General features: G+C 52.5%; 19 protein-coding genes and 1 tRNA gene. 6 read left to right on the forward strand and 14 right to left on the reverse strand.

Annotation, left to right across the window (positions count from 1 at the left end; genetic code table 11):
• Nucleotides 1–181: 181 nt before the first annotated feature.
• Nucleotides 182–1096: an MBL fold metallo-hydrolase gene (locus ACTG3Z_RS08890; protein WP_439142638.1), complete on the forward strand. Its 915-nt coding sequence runs from the start codon at nt 182–184 to the stop codon at nt 1094–1096.
• Nucleotides 1096–2043 (forward strand): MBL fold metallo-hydrolase, encoded by a 948-nt coding sequence (locus tag ACTG3Z_RS08895; protein ID WP_439142640.1) that lies wholly within the window; start codon nt 1096–1098, stop codon nt 2041–2043. Before ACTG3Z_RS08890 ends, ACTG3Z_RS08895 begins: the two co-directional genes overlap by 1 nt.
• Nucleotides 2044–2050: 7 nt before the next feature.
• On the opposite strand, the gene ACTG3Z_RS08900 is transcribed toward ACTG3Z_RS08895, so the two are convergent.
• The 13 genes from ACTG3Z_RS08900 to ACTG3Z_RS08960 all read right to left on the reverse strand — a co-directional run bounded on the left by ACTG3Z_RS08900 (nt 2051) and on the right by ACTG3Z_RS08960 (nt 13758).
• Entirely contained in the window at nt 2051–3094 is a 1044-nt protein-coding gene (locus ACTG3Z_RS08900; protein WP_439142642.1) for a YeeE/YedE family protein, read from the reverse strand.
• Between the two features lie 210 nt (nt 3095–3304).
• Complete coding sequence (locus ACTG3Z_RS08905) at nt 3305–3712, reverse strand: DUF302 domain-containing protein (RefSeq protein WP_439142792.1); 408 nt, start codon at nt 3710–3712, stop codon at nt 3305–3307.
• Nucleotides 3713–3792: 80 nt separating this feature from the next.
• Nucleotides 3793–5058: an NAD(P)/FAD-dependent oxidoreductase gene (locus tag ACTG3Z_RS08910; protein ID WP_439142644.1), complete on the reverse strand. Its 1266-nt coding sequence runs from the start codon at nt 5056–5058 to the stop codon at nt 3793–3795.
• 25 nt (nt 5059–5083) lie between these two features.
• Nucleotides 5084–5797 (reverse strand): c-type cytochrome, encoded by a 714-nt coding sequence (locus tag ACTG3Z_RS08915; RefSeq protein ID WP_439142645.1) that lies wholly within the window; start codon nt 5795–5797, stop codon nt 5084–5086.
• Nucleotides 5794–7107 (reverse strand): c-type cytochrome, encoded by a 1314-nt coding sequence (locus ACTG3Z_RS08920; RefSeq protein ID WP_439142647.1) that lies wholly within the window; start codon nt 7105–7107, stop codon nt 5794–5796. Before ACTG3Z_RS08920 ends, ACTG3Z_RS08915 begins: the two co-directional genes overlap by 4 nt.
• Nucleotides 7091–8362: a sulfite dehydrogenase gene (gene soxC, locus ACTG3Z_RS08925; RefSeq protein WP_439142649.1), complete on the reverse strand. Its 1272-nt coding sequence runs from the start codon at nt 8360–8362 to the stop codon at nt 7091–7093. Before soxC ends, ACTG3Z_RS08920 begins: the two co-directional genes overlap by 17 nt.
• 27 nt (nt 8363–8389) lie before the next feature.
• Complete coding sequence (soxB, locus tag ACTG3Z_RS08930) at nt 8390–10087, reverse strand: thiosulfohydrolase SoxB (protein ID WP_439142650.1); 1698 nt, start codon at nt 10085–10087, stop codon at nt 8390–8392.
• Between the two features lie 90 nt (nt 10088–10177).
• Entirely contained in the window at nt 10178–11035 is an 858-nt protein-coding gene (gene soxA / locus ACTG3Z_RS08935; RefSeq protein ID WP_375267102.1) for a sulfur oxidation c-type cytochrome SoxA, read from the reverse strand.
• 23 nt (nt 11036–11058) lie between these two features.
• Nucleotides 11059–11388, reverse strand: coding sequence for a thiosulfate oxidation carrier complex protein SoxZ (gene soxZ / locus ACTG3Z_RS08940; RefSeq protein WP_375267101.1), 330 nt, complete (start codon nt 11386–11388; stop codon nt 11059–11061).
• A 23-nt stretch (nt 11389–11411) separates the two neighbouring features.
• Nucleotides 11412–11834 carry a thiosulfate oxidation carrier protein SoxY gene (gene soxY, locus ACTG3Z_RS08945; protein ID WP_375267100.1) on the reverse strand — a complete coding sequence of 141 codons (423 nt, stop codon included), beginning with the start codon at nt 11832–11834 and terminating at the stop codon, nt 11412–11414.
• Between the two features lie 25 nt (nt 11835–11859).
• Nucleotides 11860–12330, reverse strand: a complete 471-nt coding sequence (soxX, locus tag ACTG3Z_RS08950) for a sulfur oxidation c-type cytochrome SoxX (RefSeq protein ID WP_375267099.1) — start codon at nt 12328–12330, stop codon at nt 11860–11862.
• Between the two features lie 111 nt (nt 12331–12441).
• A complete protein-coding gene (locus ACTG3Z_RS08955; RefSeq protein WP_439142651.1) occupies nt 12442–13002 on the reverse strand; it encodes a SoxW family protein in 561 nt (186 codons plus the stop codon).
• A gap of 15 nt (nt 13003–13017) precedes the next feature.
• Nucleotides 13018–13758, reverse strand: coding sequence for a cytochrome c biogenesis CcdA family protein (locus tag ACTG3Z_RS08960; RefSeq protein ID WP_439142652.1), 741 nt, complete (start codon nt 13756–13758; stop codon nt 13018–13020).
• A gap of 115 nt (nt 13759–13873) precedes the next feature.
• Here ACTG3Z_RS08960 and ACTG3Z_RS08965 point away from each other — a divergent pair, with 115 nt between their 5' ends.
• From ACTG3Z_RS08965 to ACTG3Z_RS08975, 3 genes are read left to right on the forward strand one after another with little or no spacing between them, the layout of a single operon-like run.
• Complete coding sequence (locus ACTG3Z_RS08965) at nt 13874–14203, forward strand: hypothetical protein (protein ID WP_439142653.1); 330 nt, start codon at nt 13874–13876, stop codon at nt 14201–14203.
• Between the two features lie 18 nt (nt 14204–14221).
• Entirely contained in the window at nt 14222–14587 is a 366-nt protein-coding gene (locus ACTG3Z_RS08970) for an ArsR/SmtB family transcription factor (protein ID WP_375265831.1), read from the forward strand.
• Between the two features lie 39 nt (nt 14588–14626).
• Nucleotides 14627–15679: a YeeE/YedE family protein gene (locus ACTG3Z_RS08975; protein WP_375265830.1), complete on the forward strand. Its 1053-nt coding sequence runs from the start codon at nt 14627–14629 to the stop codon at nt 15677–15679.
• 51 nt (nt 15680–15730) lie between these two features.
• On the opposite strand, the gene ACTG3Z_RS08980 is transcribed toward ACTG3Z_RS08975, so the two are convergent.
• A tRNA-Leu gene (locus tag ACTG3Z_RS08980) sits at nt 15731–15815 on the reverse strand.
• A 196-nt stretch (nt 15816–16011) separates the two neighbouring features.
• On the opposite strand from ACTG3Z_RS08980, the gene ACTG3Z_RS08985 reads away from it, so the two are divergent.
• Nucleotides 16012–16503 (forward strand): Hint domain-containing protein, encoded by a 492-nt coding sequence (locus ACTG3Z_RS08985; protein ID WP_375265829.1) that lies wholly within the window; start codon nt 16012–16014, stop codon nt 16501–16503.
• Nucleotides 16504–16702 lie beyond the last annotated feature (199 nt).

Raw genomic sequence — 16702 nt, forward strand, 5'->3', positions numbered from 1 at the left:
TGCGGCGGTCAAAATCTGGGACTTACTATGGCTGGATCGCATTGGTGGCAAGCAGATTCGCGCGTTTCTTTGCAGCTAAGCGCAGTCGTCTAAAAGCACCCTTCGCTTACACCAATTCCAGCCTTGCTTTGCACAGGCTTATCCCTCACATTCAAGTAATAGAATTTATTGGGAGCAAATCATGTCATTTACCCGTCGCACCTTCATTCAGGGCGCAGCCGCCTTGCCTGTGCTTAACGCACTCCCTACCCTCGCCAAGGCCGAACTGTCGCTTGGCTCCGCGACATTGACCACCGTAAGCGATGGTAATCTCGTCCTCCCAGCAAATTTCATTTTCGAAACGATGCCACAGGATCAACTTGCACCATTGATCGAAGAATTCGGCCTCTCAAGCGAACGCTTTACCCCAGAATGCAATCTCGCCCTTTATCAGGACGGAACGAACACAGTGCTCTTTGACGTTGGCTCTGGCCCCGATTTTATGCCAAGCGCGGGGAGTGTCGTTGACAGCCTTGATGCGATCGGTGTCGCGCCCGAAGACGTCACTCATGTTCTTTTCACCCACGCCCATCCAGACCATATTTGGGGCCTTCTCGATGATTTCGATGAGCCTGTGTTTTACGAAGCAGAATATATGATGGGTCGAGCAGAATGGGATTATTGGTGGAACCCTGAGACCGTCAACACCATCGGCGATGCACGCGCTGCATTCGCAGTGGGTGCAAAACGGCGTATGGAAATGATCGAAGATGCGGTCACTTTATTTGATGACGGGCAAGAGGTTCTGCCGGGCATCGCTGCAGTGTCCAGCCCAGGTCATACGCCCGGACACATGTCCTTTGAGGTGAGAAATGGCAGCAACGCCGCGATGGTTTTAGGCGATGCCATTGGCAATCATCACGTAGCGTTTCGCAAGCCGGATTGGCGCAGCGGCTCCGATCAGGATGCAGACCTCGCGATCAAGACGCGCAATATGTTGCTTGACCGTATGAGCACGGAACAAATGGACGTCATCGGGTTTCACCTGCCTAATGGTGGAATTGGCCGAGCAGAGAAAACAACCGACGCCTACACATTCATCTCGGAAACGCTGTGATGTTTAGAGTTGCATGTTGTCTAACCGCCGTCCTTGCTGCACCGATTCTCGCGGATGAAAATATCGCGGATCAATATCCAGCATCTGCGCTTTATTCCAAGCCCGTAGAAGTCATTCCGCATGTTTGGTCTGCAATTGGCGCAACGGCCCCGCCAACCTATGAAAACTCAGGCCACAACAACAACCTGAGCTTCATCGTGACGGGCGATGGTGTCATCGTTATCAACGGCGGCGCAGCCTATATCCTTGCCAAAGCGCTCCATGATGAAATCAAAGCGATCACCGATCAGCCTGTTAAGCTGGTGATTGATGAGAACGGCCAAGGCCATGCAATGCTTGGCAATTCCTATTGGTCCGAACAAGGCGTGCCTATTCTTGCCCACGTTGATGCAGCGCATGAGTTTGAAGAGCGTGGCAGTAGCATTCTTGCCAACATGAAACGCTATAATCGGGACAAGGCGGAGGGCACCTTTGTAGCCCTACCCACCGAAACGTTTGACGAACCACGCACAATTACGATGGGCGATTTCACGATTGAAGTGATGCACCTTGGTCCATCGCATGGCCCCGGTGACACGCAGGTCTGGCTACCAGAGCAAAGCTTGGTCATTGCAGGCGATATGGCCTTTCACGAACGTATGCTGCCAATCTTTGAAGATACGATTGTGTATGATTGGATCGAGACTTGGGACACTGGTTTTGAAGCCTTGAACGCCACCTATGTTATCCCTGGTCACGGACATCCGACCAACATGGCGCAAGTGCGTCGCTATACCCGTGATTACCTTGTCCATCTTCGCACCGTGATCGGCGCTCACCTCGAGGACGGCGGTGATCTGGCAGAGGCGTATTATGTCGATCAAAGCGCCTATGCCAGACTTCATACGTTTGAAGAGCTCGCGACGCGCAACGCTGGGCGCGTCTACGAGCAGATGGAGTTTGAGTAACCCCGTTTTAAGCCGTCAAAGCGTTCGTGCGTGGCTGCAAGATGACACGCGCGAGCAAAGCACCTGAAACGATTGCGCCAAGCGCGAGCAGCGACGCTATGCTAAGCGTTGCACTTCCAGAGAGACCGGCACCAATCGTGCACCCACCTGCAAGAACACCGCCGACACCCATCAAAGCGCCGCCGAGCGAATAGCGCAATGTTTGCTCTGGGCTTTCAAAGCTTTGCAATTGAAGTTCCTTCCGCATCGCAGCGCTTAGGAACGCACCGACAAATACACCGCCCAGCAGACCAGTACCAAAACCCGCAGGGATCGCACTGGATGCGATGCTCCAGAACAACGTATCGGCCCAGGGCAAAGTGAAGGCAGCCGATTGTACCGGCAGCGGGTCAAACTCATCCATCAATAGGACCGACGTGCCGACCCAACCTGCAACAGCAACCAAGCCAATGACCGCACCAAGCGCAAGCTGAATCGACGAGGTTTGCGAGCGACGCGCCAGAAGTGCAGCCCCCAAAACCAACGTCAATGCGATCACAGGGGCAATGCCACCAATCTCAGCCAGCGATGCGATGCCAAAGTCCTGTTGAACAGACCCAAGCGCGACGCGTACGGGCGCCAAAACCCCTTTCAGGGTCGCATGGGCCACAACGGCGAAAACCAAAATAACCGTAAGCGCACGAAGGTTGCCCGATGCCGACAAAACAGTCAGACGCGACATGCAGCCCCGTGTCAGCACCATACCAACGCCAAACGCCAGGCCGCCAAGGACGATAGCAAGAACCGGCACCGACGAAGCGAGCAAGCGGTGATCCTCCAGTGCAACAAGGCCAAAGTTCTGCGCCAAAGCAAACCCGCCAATTGCTGCTGCAAGTGCCATCAACCAAACTGCCGCTGCTGAACTATTTGCACCGTCTTCGCCCGCAACTGCGCGACGTAAACAGAACTTAGTGATTTGCGCCGCAATACCAAAGACAAGGCCCAAGATTAGGCCAAAAATGACGTGGACCGTTTGAACCGGAAGGTCGAATGGGAGAAATTCTAAAAACATGGGTCATACCTCTTTTGCAGCGCCTGCGCGCGTGAGTAGGTAGATAATCCCGAATTTCAAAAACAAAAGCGCGCCAAATGGGACGAAAGCCAAGTATGTTAGGACATTCCAGAATATAATTCCAAAGCAACAGAATATGCAGAATGAAGGACCTAGACGCTGCCCTTCAATCAAAGGTTTCGGTCTTTTAAAGCAGCTTTTGGAAAAACTTTAAAAATCGACCGCTTCTGCGACGATCCCCTCAAGCAAGCTTTGCACTTTTTGCATCGCACCGTCTGGATACTGGCGATACCCGATCATGACATCCTCGTCGCGCTGCGCCACAAAAATACTGTAAGGGCAGTGCTGAAGGTTCATGGGATCTTCCTCCATAACCTCGCGCGACACCACGGCAGAGCAGAACAAAAATATGTCCAACGCGTCGAAAATGGTCACATCGCTGCCAACGTCTCTACCCGTACGTGCAAGCATGTCTCCTGTGTGACTGACGTAATCAATGACCAAGCCTTGCCCGACAATAGCGCTTTCGACTGCGAAGGTCGCATCATCGAAACTGCCGTCATACGCTTTTAGGATTGGTTCTTGGGCGGCACCCATTTGCGCAAAGCTGATAAACATCGCTGTAATAACGGCAAAGCGCATAGTATTTCCCCAAAAGGTTGGTCCGGCCCCTTTTTGAGGAGCCGGACCAGTATTGTTTAGCCGAACATGTCAGACGTAATGCCTGTGTACCAGCCTTCAGACTCTTCATAGGTTGCCTTGCGCAGTTCTGCGCTTTCACCTGTTGCAGAGATAAAGCCGTCGACCTTTGCAATCTTTTCGTCCGTCGCTTCATATGTCGCGCCGACTTTGACACCGTTGTTTGTGTCGATCAGTGACCAGCATGTGTTTGAGAACTTCGCAGGGAACACTTTGGAACCTGTCAAAGCACCGCGCACTGCGTTCGCACAAACCTTCGCTTGGCTGTTCGCAGAATAGCCGGACTTTGGCATATCGCCCTGTTGGGACGCATCGCCGAGAACATAGACATCTGGGTCCGCTTTCGTGGACATGTCGATCGCGTTGACTGGTGCCCAGTTGCCATCTGTAACGCCCGCAAGCTCCGCAATGCGGCCTGCTTTCATCGCAGGGATCACGTTACATACATCAACGTTGGTGATTTCGCCGTCGATTGTCACTGTCATCGCGTTTGGATCAACAGAAACGTTGTCACCACCGAAGTCAGATCCGATCCAGTCAACCATGCCATCATAGTTGTCTGCCCAACCCTCTTGGAAGAGCGCCATTTTGGAGAACTTCGGCTTAGGGTCAGCAACGATGATTTTCGCCGTTGGATTGTTGTTCTTGAGGAAGTGCGCAACCATCGACACCCGCTCGTATGGGCCAGGAGGGCAACGGTATGGGTTTGGTGGCGCAACCATTGCAAATGTACCGCCTTCCGGCATCGCCATCAGCTGTGCTTTCAACAGTTCAGACTGTGAACCAGCTTTGTAAGCGTGGGGCATCGCGTTTTGCGCGCTCAGATCCCAGCCCTCTACGGCACCTTCAACAAAGTCGATACCTGGGCTCAGGATCAATTTGTCATATGCAACGGAACCACCACCCGCGAGAGCGACTGTTTTTGCATCGCGATCAACGCCAATGGCCCAATCATGCACAACATTCACACCGCCAGATGCGAGCGTGCCATAGGAATGGCCGATATCTTCGATCTCTTTAAATCCACCGAGGTAGAGGTTCGAGAAGAAGCAAGTGTAATACATGCGGGACGGTTCGATCAGCGTTACGTCAATCTCGCCTTTGCTGTCCTTGGCAATGTAGCGTGCCGCTGTTGCGCCGCCTGCACCACCACCGACAACAACAACCCGAGGCTTGCCGTGACCGTCCGCTTTCACCATCGGTGCCGCAAGAACGGCTGCCGCAGCTGCGGATGTTCCAAGGAACATTCTTCTGTTGATAGACATAATATTTCTCTCCCAGTTTTATGCCCTATTCTTCGAGGGTCTTAAAATACGCAGCCAAAGCTGCGATCTCTTCGTCGTTCAGACGGCCTGCGAGCATTTGCATCACAGGATGTGGTCTGATCTTACGTTTATATGCGTGCATTGCGACTACGAAATCTTCGGTTTCCCAAAGTGTGATCGACGGGATGCCATCGGATGTTCCATCAGATTGGTGACACGTCAGACATTCGCTCGCGAGGTATTCACCGTAATCAGGGTCTCCCTCCAGCGCTAAGATAGCTGGATCAAGATCGTGATCTGTTCCGATCGCTGTAGGCTCTGCTTCTGGAATATCCGCGGGATTGTCCGAGAACGTGCGCAAATATGCCAATAGGTTTGCACGGTCCTCAGGCTTTTTCAGCCCGCGAAAACTCATTCTTGTTTTAGGGACGACAGACTTGGGTTTCTCAAGGAACGCGTCAAGCGTTTCTGCGGTCCAAATCAGCCCATCTTCACCTGCGCTGACCATGGACTTGGAGTATCGATACCCCTCATGCCCGCCCGCAGCACTGCCAAAGACACCGTTCAAATGTGGACCAACTTTATCAACTGCACCACTGCCAACCTGATGACAGGCCGCGCACTTCTTGAAGACCTTCGCACCCGCTTCTGCATCTCCAATAACTTCCGCGCCAACTGCTCCGGCCGCACAAAGTGCGAACAGAGCAGCAGGTAGAAAGGTTACAAGCTTATGCGTCATTCCGAAAAGCTCGCTAGATAAGCAGTGATCGCCTCCAGATCTTTCTCTTTCTTCAATCCAGAGAAGCTCATCTTGGTGCCCTTCATGTAAGCTTTTGGCTTAGCAAGAAATTCACTCAATGACGCTTCATCCCAAACACGGCCTTCTTCGGCAGCCGCGTTGAAGGCGTTGGAGTACTTAAACCCGTCGATGCCTCCGATTGTGCGGCCCATAAGCGCATTAAGCTGTGGTCCAGACTTGTTTTTCGCGTTGTTGCCGACTTCGTGGCAGGCCTTGCACTTCTTAAAGACCTTCTCACCTGCCTTGATCAATGCAGCACCCTCATCAACAGGCGCTTCAACAGCAGCCACTTGAACCTCTGCCTCCGGCTTTGCTTCAGGCTCTGGAATAAACGCCGCACCAGATGCGCTAAAGCTTGGTAGCCCGTCAACAGTTGCGTTGTTCATCACAGATTCAGAACCACCATCTTCAGGTGTGTTCACCAAAAAGACCGAACGCATTGTAACGGTCACTTCTTCCTTACAATTGCTCATGCAAGGCTCGGTGCTCCAGGCTGCGTATTCCGTTTCAGGACGATCATCGATTACGAAACCATCTTTGTTTGGCATCTCAAACGCACCAAGGTTTTCGTTGGTAAGCTCGAACTCATCATCGATCAGATCGTTGGAATAGAGAATGTAGGCAACGATGGCATAGGTCTCATCCGGGCTAAGCGTACCCGCTTCGCCAAATGGCATGGAGCGATAGACATAGTCATAAACCGTTGAAAGATGCGGCCAGTAAGATCCAACTGTTTTGACAGGATCTTCATCGCCAAGCGTATCGAAACCACCTGCCAAAACAGGCCAGTTATCCACACCTTCTGCGAAGTCACCATGACAAGCCGCGCATTTATCGGCAAACAGTTCTTCGCCGTCATAGGCATTCCCTGTTCCCACAGGCAAGCCGCGCCCATCTGGAAGAACGTCAACGTCCCACGCTGCGATTTCTTCTGGCAAAGCCACACGACCAAGACCAAAAGCACCGTCGCGCTCAGGCGCAGGCGCGGTCAAAGATGCGCTTACCGCTGGACGCGCTTCAAGCTCTGCAATCTTGGCTTTCGCCGTGTCTTGCACCAAAGCAATCTGCGTTTTGAGATCACTTGCCATCGCTTGTTGCTCAACCAACTGCGCTTGGGCAGCTTGCGCTTGTGCACGCGCCAGTTCGGCCTCATCCGCTTTGTAGCCGCGTGTCATCACACCGTAGGCACCGCCAAGGACAATGCCTGTTACGCCAAGGGCTGGGAGTAAAATATTAGGAGACTTCGACATTCTCAGCGATCCCTTCTGCGTTCACGTACCAAGTTTGGATACAGTTGTTGTGATATACGGAGTTTTCGCCACGCGTGTCGCGCAGCTGTTCTTTTGTCGGCTGGACATAGCCGGTTTCATCCATTGCACGGGCTTGCAACAGCATTGGCGCGCCGTCCCAATCCACGTCATGGTAGAAACGCGTCAGCGCTTTGGTGTCGCCCTGCTTGCCAAGTCGTGCAGTTTCCCAAGTGATGCCGCCATCTTTAGACACATCAACGCGGGTAATCTGGCCATGACCGGACCATGCGAGACCGGAGATCACCAAAGGACCTTTGCCATGCGTAATCGGCATCTGCGGGCTTGGTGATGTAATGACAGATTTGGCATCCATCACCCATGTCCACTTGCGCGCGGTTCCGTCCTCAAGCACGTCAGTGTATTTTGACGTCTCTTCGCGGCTTTCAGTCGGGCTGTCAGACACTTCAACGCGGCGCAGCCACTTGACCCACATGTTGCCTTCCCAACCGGGCACAACAAGACGCACAGGGTAGCCGTGCTCCATGCGCAGCGCTTCGCCGTTGGCTTTGAACGCGACGAGCACGTCATCAAGCGCTTTTTCCATCGGAATGGAACGTCCGTTGGACGATGCATCTGCACCCTCGACATAGACCCATTTGTCTTTGAGATCACCAGCAGCGCCAAGACCCGCTTCATTCAGCAATGTCCGCAGCGGAACGCCTGTGTATTCCATGTTGTGGATCATGCCGTGCGTGAACTGCACGCCATTGAGCTGGGCACCGGCCCATTCCATACCTGTATTCGCTGCACATTCGCAGAAATACACATGGTTCTCGCGCGGCAAACGCTCAAGATCAGCGTAGGTAAACACAAGAGGTTTGTCCACCAAGCCATTGATCATCAAACGATAATCTTCTTTTCGCATTTCGATCGCACCAGAGTGGTGACGCTCAAAAGCACAGCCTTGTGGTGTGATCGTGCCCTCAAGCGCGTGGATTGGTGTGAAGTTGATCGACGAAATTGGTGAGGCCGTTAGCCACTCCACATTGCGGCGCACCACGTGGGATTCAAACTCAATCGGCATGCCGTAGGGTGTTTCATCAACGCCTACGCCCGTGATCGAAGCCCATTCTTGTACATCTGTGATCAGTGGGTCTGCGCTTTGTGCAGAAGCACCTCCCGCAACGGTACCCGCCGCGATCGCAGCACCTCCGCGTAAAAACGCGCGACGTGAGGGTTTATGCATCTCGTCCATGTCTCAAACTCTCTCTTTTTGTTTCGATTATACGCCGACGACTTCGACGCTGTTATTTTCTTCAACTGTGACCGTACCAAGCTTTGCGATATGGCTTTCCACCACGTCCCAAATTTGCGGCCCTTCAGTGCCCTCGTTGACAGACGCCCAACCCGCGACCACGTAAGAGCGCGCAGGATCAATCAACTCACCCGTGCTGAGCAGCGTCATATTCGAGATGCGCTCCCCTTGCGGCTTGGACACATCAATGCGGTAGCCAAGGCCACCCGTACGCACCATGTCTCCACCCTGTTGGTAATAGGGGTCTGGGTTAAAGATATTGTCGGCCACATCCTCGAGAATGACTTGAAGGAATTCACCTGTCATTTCAGTGCGGTATGCCTCGCCGTAGCTCATGGAGGTTACACCAAAGATGTCCTCGCGTGTGATGTCCTGACCGGGCACCATAGATGGCCCCCAACGCACACCCGGGCTCAGCGCGATCTCTGCGTCACGCTCAGACAGCAAAGCGTCACAAATCACATCGTCCCATGTGCCATTGAAATTACCACGTCGATACAAAAGGCTATCGGTTTTGCCGATGACTTCTGACATTTCAGCCTCATAAGGCGCGCGTTGCTCATCGATAAGCGCTGCGACCTCTTTGTCTGGCTCGATCACGTCAGAGAAGATCGGGATGAGCTTTGTGCGGTAGCCCATCATGCGACCATCGCGAATATCAAGATCAACGCGGCTGACAAACTTACCGTTTGAGCCTGATGGCAGGATGATCGTCTCACCCACAACAACTGGCTCAGGCAAAGCATCATGCGTGTGGCCAGACAAAATCACATCAATGCCCGGTACAACGCTTGCCATCTTCTTGTCGACGTCAAAACCATTGTGGCTGAGTACGACAACACATTCAGCACCTGCGGCACGGACTTCTTGCACCATCGCGTTCATGTTCTCGTCGCGAATACCAAAGGAGTACTCAGGGAACATCCATCCGGGATTCGCAATCGGCATATAAGGGAACGCCTGACCGATCACGGCGATCTTGGTGCCACCGCGCTCAAACATTTGGTAGGGTTTGAACATCTCAGCAGGTTCATCCCACTCTGCATCAAAGATGTTCTGACCAAGGGCTGCAAATGGCAGGCCTTCAACAATTTCGTTAACGCGCTCGCTGCCCAGCGTGAATTCCCAGTGGAATGTCATCGCATCTGGCTTCAGCGCGTTCATGACGTTGACCATGTCCTGACCGGCTGTCTTATGGCACGTGTAAGACCCATGCCATGTATCACCACCGTCAAGCAGAATCGCGTCAGGACGATCAGCGCGGATTGCATTGATAACAGTCGCGACGCGATCTAGCCCGCCAACCCGACCATAGGCCTGCGCCAGCGCGGAAAAATCGCCAGAGCTGAGTGCATAGTGGCTCGGAGAGCCATCAGCGATACCGTAGGCTTTACGGAAATCCGCACCTGTGATGTGAGGGACAACACCTTTGTTACCACCAACGCCGATATTGATTGAAGGTTCGCGGAAGTGAATAGGCTTAAGCTGGCCATGAATATCCGTGACGTGGATCAGGGAGACGTTTCCAAAGGTTTCAAACTCAAGAAGCTGATCTTGGCTAAGGCTTTGCTGCGCGCCCAAACGCGCCCAGTTACCAAAACCAGACGCACCGACAAGCGCGGAAGCTGCCATGCTGACCTGAAGAAAATCGCGACGATTTATCATGGTTTACTTAGTCCTTAATACATATGCGCATAATTGAATGCGATAAAGAAAGAAAACCCCGCACCATTAAGGCGCGGGGTTCACTATGATTTAGTTTCGGACAGAGGGTCCTTCGACGCTCAAACCGTTGCCGCGGGACGCGACATAAAGCTCAAGTGCGACGAACTCATCTGAACCCGGCTTGTACGTCTCGGCGCGTGTATCACGTACACACCCTTTGAAACGCGCGTGCACAGAGTTCAGCTTGGTGTTTTTCAAACGGTATGTTGGAAAACCGTTGATCTGACCTTGGCTGAGGTGATCCGCACGGATCATCATGCCATAGCTGTCTTCGTGGCAGTTTGCGCAAGACAGCTCAAGCTGACCCGTACGCTCGTAGTAGAGCTCTTTGCCCTGCTCCCACGTAGACTGTGCAGGACCGTCGATCGCAACGTTCACAGGCATGCCGCGAGATACAGAAGAGATCAACGCCATCATGTCCGTCATAGCGCCGCCAGTGTATTTCCACTTTTCAGCACCCATACGTTCTGTACGGCAGTTGTTAACTTCCATCGCGAGCGTGGTAACTTTGCCCATCTCTTCGTTGTACTTTGGATAGACCGGACGCACGCCCGCCATGTCCTCAGCAGCACCGTGACAGCTTGCGCAAGACTTACCTTCGGATCCGTCAACGGCATCCCAGTTTGCGCTCGCCTTTTCAACGCCGATCATGCCGGGGTTGTCAAAGTCGTCCATTTGAAACGCTTGTGTTTCATCAGACCGAAAACGCCAGCCAGAATAGATCGTGTCAACATTTTCCAAATGCGCAGGCGCACTGGCTTCTGTGACCATTTCTATTTCACCATTGACAGTAAGCTTATCGTCATCTGCGTCCGCAAACGCAGTAGACGCTATCCCTGCCGCAACGACGCACGCGAAAGCTGTTTTTAGGTTAAACGTATTTTTCATTTTTCCTCCCTGACGCTGACGCGTTAGCCCACTGTGATAGATTTCATCTCTTCGTAGACAGAGCCATCGTCGTCATACCAAGTGAACTTGAAGTCGCCACTTTCTGGTACAACAGAATCGAACTGAAAATACGGATTGGTCGAGATCGCTGGCTCTAGCGTCACGTCAATGACGTTTTCGCCGTTAAAATCAGCTGTGAAACGGTTGATGATGGAACGTGGGATCACGTTACCGTCGCCGTCTTTGCGCTGACCGCTTTCCATCTTGTGGCTGATCAAAGTTTTGATCGTGATCGTTTCCCCGGCAGACGCCTTTTTTGGGACTTTGACGCGGGGTTTTACACCTGATGCCATCTTATTTCTCCTCGTCTATTCGCTTAGCCGCCGCAGCCGCCGATTGTTACTTTTACGTTCGCTTGCGCCTTCTGGAAGGAACCGTCTTCCATTTTAGCAACCGCGATGACATCCTGTGTGCCCGCAAGGCGGATACGCGTGGACGCGCTGTGGGATGGGTTAAGCTTACCAAAGTTGAAGCTCGCGACCTTTGGTGTTGGGTTGCCAGCAGCAAGCAGCATCACAGATACCGCACCAGGCGCGTCAAACGAGACTGGAACTGTGTTGCCGTTCTCCGCGATTTCCGGCGCTGTCAGGGACAAAGCACCCTCGCCCACGTCTGCGCCGCCAGTAAACTCAGCAATCGCGTCGTCTGTAAGCGAAGCAAACGCTGGCATCGCGCCAAAGCTTGCCGCAACCGCAGCACCCGAACTGATCGCAATCATATTACGTCGTGTGAGTTTCATCATTCTCTCCTAAGTCGTAGCGCGCTTATTCTTTAAGCGTCGTCAAATATGCCACCACGTCTTCGACCTGCTGTGCAGTGAGAAGTGGCTCAGGGTTTCCAGGATGCGCTTTGCCTGTGTAGGCATCGCCAAGGCGTGTGAAGCCTTCTGTTTTATAGAACGATGGCATCATTGTGCCTTCGAACATGATTTTCGCATTCGCGACGATCCCGCGCAGCTCTGCCTCTGTCCAGCGATCAGCAGCACCATCTAGTGCTGGCCCGATCTCACCTTGAAAGGACAGGTAGTCGAGCGATGAGATCTGATGACACGCGATGCAGTTACCCGCACCTTTGTTCATGATCTTTTCGCCTTCAGCAGCGTCACCAGCTTTTCCGCTCAGCGACATCGCAACAGATCCGTCTTCATACTTGACGTCGGACGGCGCAATCATCTCCGCCGCAACACTCGTCGCTAGAACCGCAGCCAGCGCTGCGCTTGTTGCCAGAATTTTCATGTGGCCTCCCTTATTGTTCCTGTACACTAATGCACACAATTCCGAGATGGCAAGAACAAATTCAACTAATTGAATTTTTAGATTTGACTACTCTCGAAGCGCACTTACGCATTAACCCTTTTGCTCCGTAAATTTACGTGCGTGGTACTTCTGGAAAGGTTCGTCACTATTATAGCCTTCTTCGACCACCCAAGTGAGCATGTTGAGCGTTGTCCATTTCCCAAACGCACCGGGCATATTTGCAGCCGCCGCTTGCGTCGCCATGGCGTCTTCCGCAACTTCGGTCGGGAAGAAATAAATGCTTGGCGTAAACAATGCGCCCCAGCGCTTTACCATGTCTTTTTCAGCCATCGTGGTACCGTCAAAATCAGTTACTTCAACGTCACCGAACATATTGATTTGAACGACGAAAAAGTTCTCTTCGATGTAGTCACGGACTTCAGGAACTGAGAAGACTTCCTCGTGCATTTTCTTGCAGTAAATGCAGCCACGCTGCTCAACGATGATCATCAGCCGTTTGCCCTCAGCGTTGGCTTCCTCAAGATCCTCGCTCAAATCTTTGAAGGTATCTCGCATCCAAGGCGCTTTGTGCAGACCATCATCACCAATCTCCGCAGCCAGTGTCGTTGCCGCAAATAGTGCGCAAAATGCGAGTGTTAAAAATCTTAGCATCGTCGTATCTCCTCTTTAACCAATGGTGCTAAACCATGGGACATTTTCCAACATCCACTGGGCAATAATATTGATGGTATTGGTCGCAATAAGCAGACCAAACACGATTAACAACGCGCCCATGAGTTTTTCGATAAGCCCCAGGTGGCGGCGGAATCGCGCCATGAACTTCATGAACGGGCCGATAAAGAGCGCTGCGATGACGAACGGCAATGTCATCCCGGTTCCGTATGCAAATAGCAGGACCGCGCCCTGCCCGGCACTTTCCTGCCCAGCAGCCGTAAACAGAATCGCTGCAAGAACAGGCCCGACACAAGGCGTCCAGCCAAATGCAAACGCAAGTCCGATGACATACGCACCAACAAAGCCGACATTCGTTGTGCTTCCAGCATCAGCTCGGAATTGACGGTACAAAATGCCGATCTTGAGCACACCTAAGAAGTGTAAACCCATCGCAATAATAATCGCCGCCGCAATCCAGCGTAGAATATCGAAATACTCGCGCACCATCTGGCCAAAGACTGTCGCAGTCGCTCCGAGCCCCATAAAGACAGTGATCACACCTAGTGCGAAACAACACGCCGCAAGGAACGCGCGTAGACGCACCTGGGGCGACACTTCGGCATCTGCTGCAATCTGGTTCATTCCAACGCCCGCGAGATAACTCAAATAGAACGGAACGATTGGCAAGATGCAGGGTGACAAGAATGACAAAAGCCCTGCGAACGCCGCGCCAAAAAAAGAAACGTCAAACATCCGAAAAATAGCCTTTTACTTGAAATATTCAAAAATTAGATTATGTCTCACGTTCGTAGACGTCAATGAGCGGGTACAGGTTTTGATCAAAGCAGCTTTTACAAGCCTACTTCTTATGGTGCCCTCGTCGGCATTTGCAGACACATATTTGATGATGGCCGAAGAAGACGGCTGCTATTGGTGTGCGAAGTGGACCAAAGAGATTGGCCATATCTATCCTAAAACGGCAGAGGGTGCAGCAGCCCCGCTGAAGCGTTTTGATGTGCACAGTGTCGTTCCAGACGTTGAATTTGCGCGCCGCGTCCACTTTACCCCTACGTTTATTCTTGTCGACAACGGCAAAGAACTTGATCGGATCGAAGGCTATCCAGGCGAAGACTTTTTCTGGGGCCTGCTTACCATGATGCTTGAACGGTCCAAAATTGGCTTGGAAGATAGAAGTTAATAAAGTATGACACACCACATGACAGCCCAAGTTGACACATCACCGGTCTCGCCCCTACCCGTATTTGACAAGAATATGTGTGCGGCAGATCTGGATAAAATGATGACCAATGCGCAGGTTGCGTCTAATTTCCTGAAGGCCATTAGTCATGAAGGTCGACTGATGATCTTGTGCCATTTGGCGACAGGCGAAAAATCGGTGACCGAGCTGGAAGAACTTTTGTCCACCCGTCAAGCAGCCGTGTCCCAACAGTTGTCGCGTTTGCGCCTTGAAGGGCTTGTCACTCCACGTCGCGATGGCAAGACAATATACTATAGCTTGACAGATGAGCGCCCCAAACAGATCATGGAAGTTGTCTACGACCTGTTTTGTAGAGACGACTGATCAAACACCTCGCCAGTGTTTGGACAAAGGGAACGCCAAATGTTGGATTTTTTCGGAGAAGCAAATCTCGCCGCCCTGTTCGGTTTGTTCGGGGGCATCGCGCTTGGACTAGCCGCGCGTATTGGGCGTTTTTGCACGCTCGGGGCTATTGAAGACTGTCTCTACGGCGCAGATGACAAACGATTGCGGATGTGGGGCATTGCAATTGGTGTTGCTGTTATCAGCACGCACATCGCGATCTCGTTTGGAGGCTTCGAAGCCACATCCTCTGCTTATCTTGATCGTCACTGGAGCCCGCTAGCAACAATTATCGGCGGCTTGCTATTCGGCTATGGAATGGCGTTAAGCGGGAATTGCGGCTACGGCGCACTTGCACGGCTCGGCGGCGGCGATCTGAGGTCCTTTGTTATTGTGATTGTGATGGGCTTGTCCGCATATTTCGTGATGTCGGGTCCGCTTGCACATTTGCGCGTCTGGGCCTTCCCCGTTGAAACCGGCGCAGCATCGCCGCAAGGGTTCACCCAACTCTTTGAGCGGTCTGGAATTCCACCGCTTGTGACAGGTTTGCTATTCGGCGGTGCGCTTTTAGGTGCAGCGCTTTGGCAAAAAGAAATGCGCGCGTCCTACGCCCACATCATTTGGGGATCAGTCGTAGGTTTGGCGATTTTTTCGGGCTGGCTCGGAACACATTGGATTGCCCAGAACGGATTTGCGGTCGAACCGATCGAGACACACTCTTTCGCGGCTCCTATTGGCGATACGATCTATTATTCAATGACTGCATCTGGGAACACGCTCTCCTTCAGTGTTGGCTCCATCGTTGGCGTTGTGATCGGGGCGATCCTTGGCTCCTATTCTAAAGGGCATTTCCGCTGGGAAGCCTGCGAAGACCCGCGCGAATTGCGCCGTCAATTGCTTGGTGCGTCCTTGATGGGGCCTGGCGCGATTTTGGCGGTTGGATGCAGCGTCGGCCAAGGCATTTCTGCGTTTTCTGTCCTAGCCTACAGCGCGCCTGTGGCCTTGATCGCTATTTTCTGTGGCGCAGCCTTTGGCCTGAAGCAATTGATCGTTGGATTCGCACCAGCGCAATAAGCTGACGCGCAACAAGAGCTTCACGACGTAACACATTGAAAATGAATGAAATGGTGCGGGTGAAGGGACTCGAACCCCCACGCCTCGCGGCGCCAGAACCTAAATCTGGTGCGTCTACCAATTCCGCCACACCCGCACTTAAGCGCCTCATAGCAAAGCCAATCAGATATGGCGAGCGGAAAATGCAGCTTTACCAAATCTCAATGTGTCACTGCGATACAACGCTCATGGATTCGCCTATTTATAAGAGACTAGCCGCGCACAAAAAAACGCGTTACGTTTGCAGCCATAAGGTCGAAAATGACCATCAGAGCAGACATAGGATACCGCCAATGGAGCCGAAACTGGCCCGGCGCATTCACGAGGAACAGGCCTCGAAAGATCAAAACGCGCGGGCTGTTTCCGCGCAATCGGGTCTTTGCGCAGATACAATTATTCTTACGATGGACGGCGAATTGCTGGCACGCGATATCGCGCCTGGTGATCGCATTATCACCCGCGATGCGGGAATGGTGAAATTGCTTGGCGTCCGGCGCAAGCGTGTCGTGTGCGACGCGGTAGAAATCAAAGCAGGATCGCTTGGTCATACACGCCCTTCGCATGACATAACCCTGCCCTGTGGAACTGAAATCCTTATCCGCGACTGGCGCGCAAATGCGATCTACGGCACGGCTCAGGCGCTTATTCCTTCGCACGAGCTACAAGATGGTGAGTTCATAAGGCTCGTACATAAGCAAGAGCTGGAAATCATCGAGTTCATATTTGACACGCCGCATATCATCTATGCAGGCGGGCTCGAAGTTGGCTGTCAAAGCAAGTCCTAGCGCCACTTTTCGCCCCCAAAAGCACGCTTCGAAACACTGAAATCTGGCTTACAGTTTTTAATTAGCCTATTTTTTGTGCGAACTGCACACTTTTCAATCGCCAGATAATATCTACGCGCGAAGTTTGCGCGTAAAAAAGGCATTGTGTTTGTGACTTCTCACACAAAATGATCTGACCGTGGCAAGCCGTGCAACGGGA

Source organism: Planktotalea sp., from assembly GCF_965659345.1.
Classification (GTDB): domain Bacteria; phylum Pseudomonadota; class Alphaproteobacteria; order Rhodobacterales; family Rhodobacteraceae; genus Planktotalea.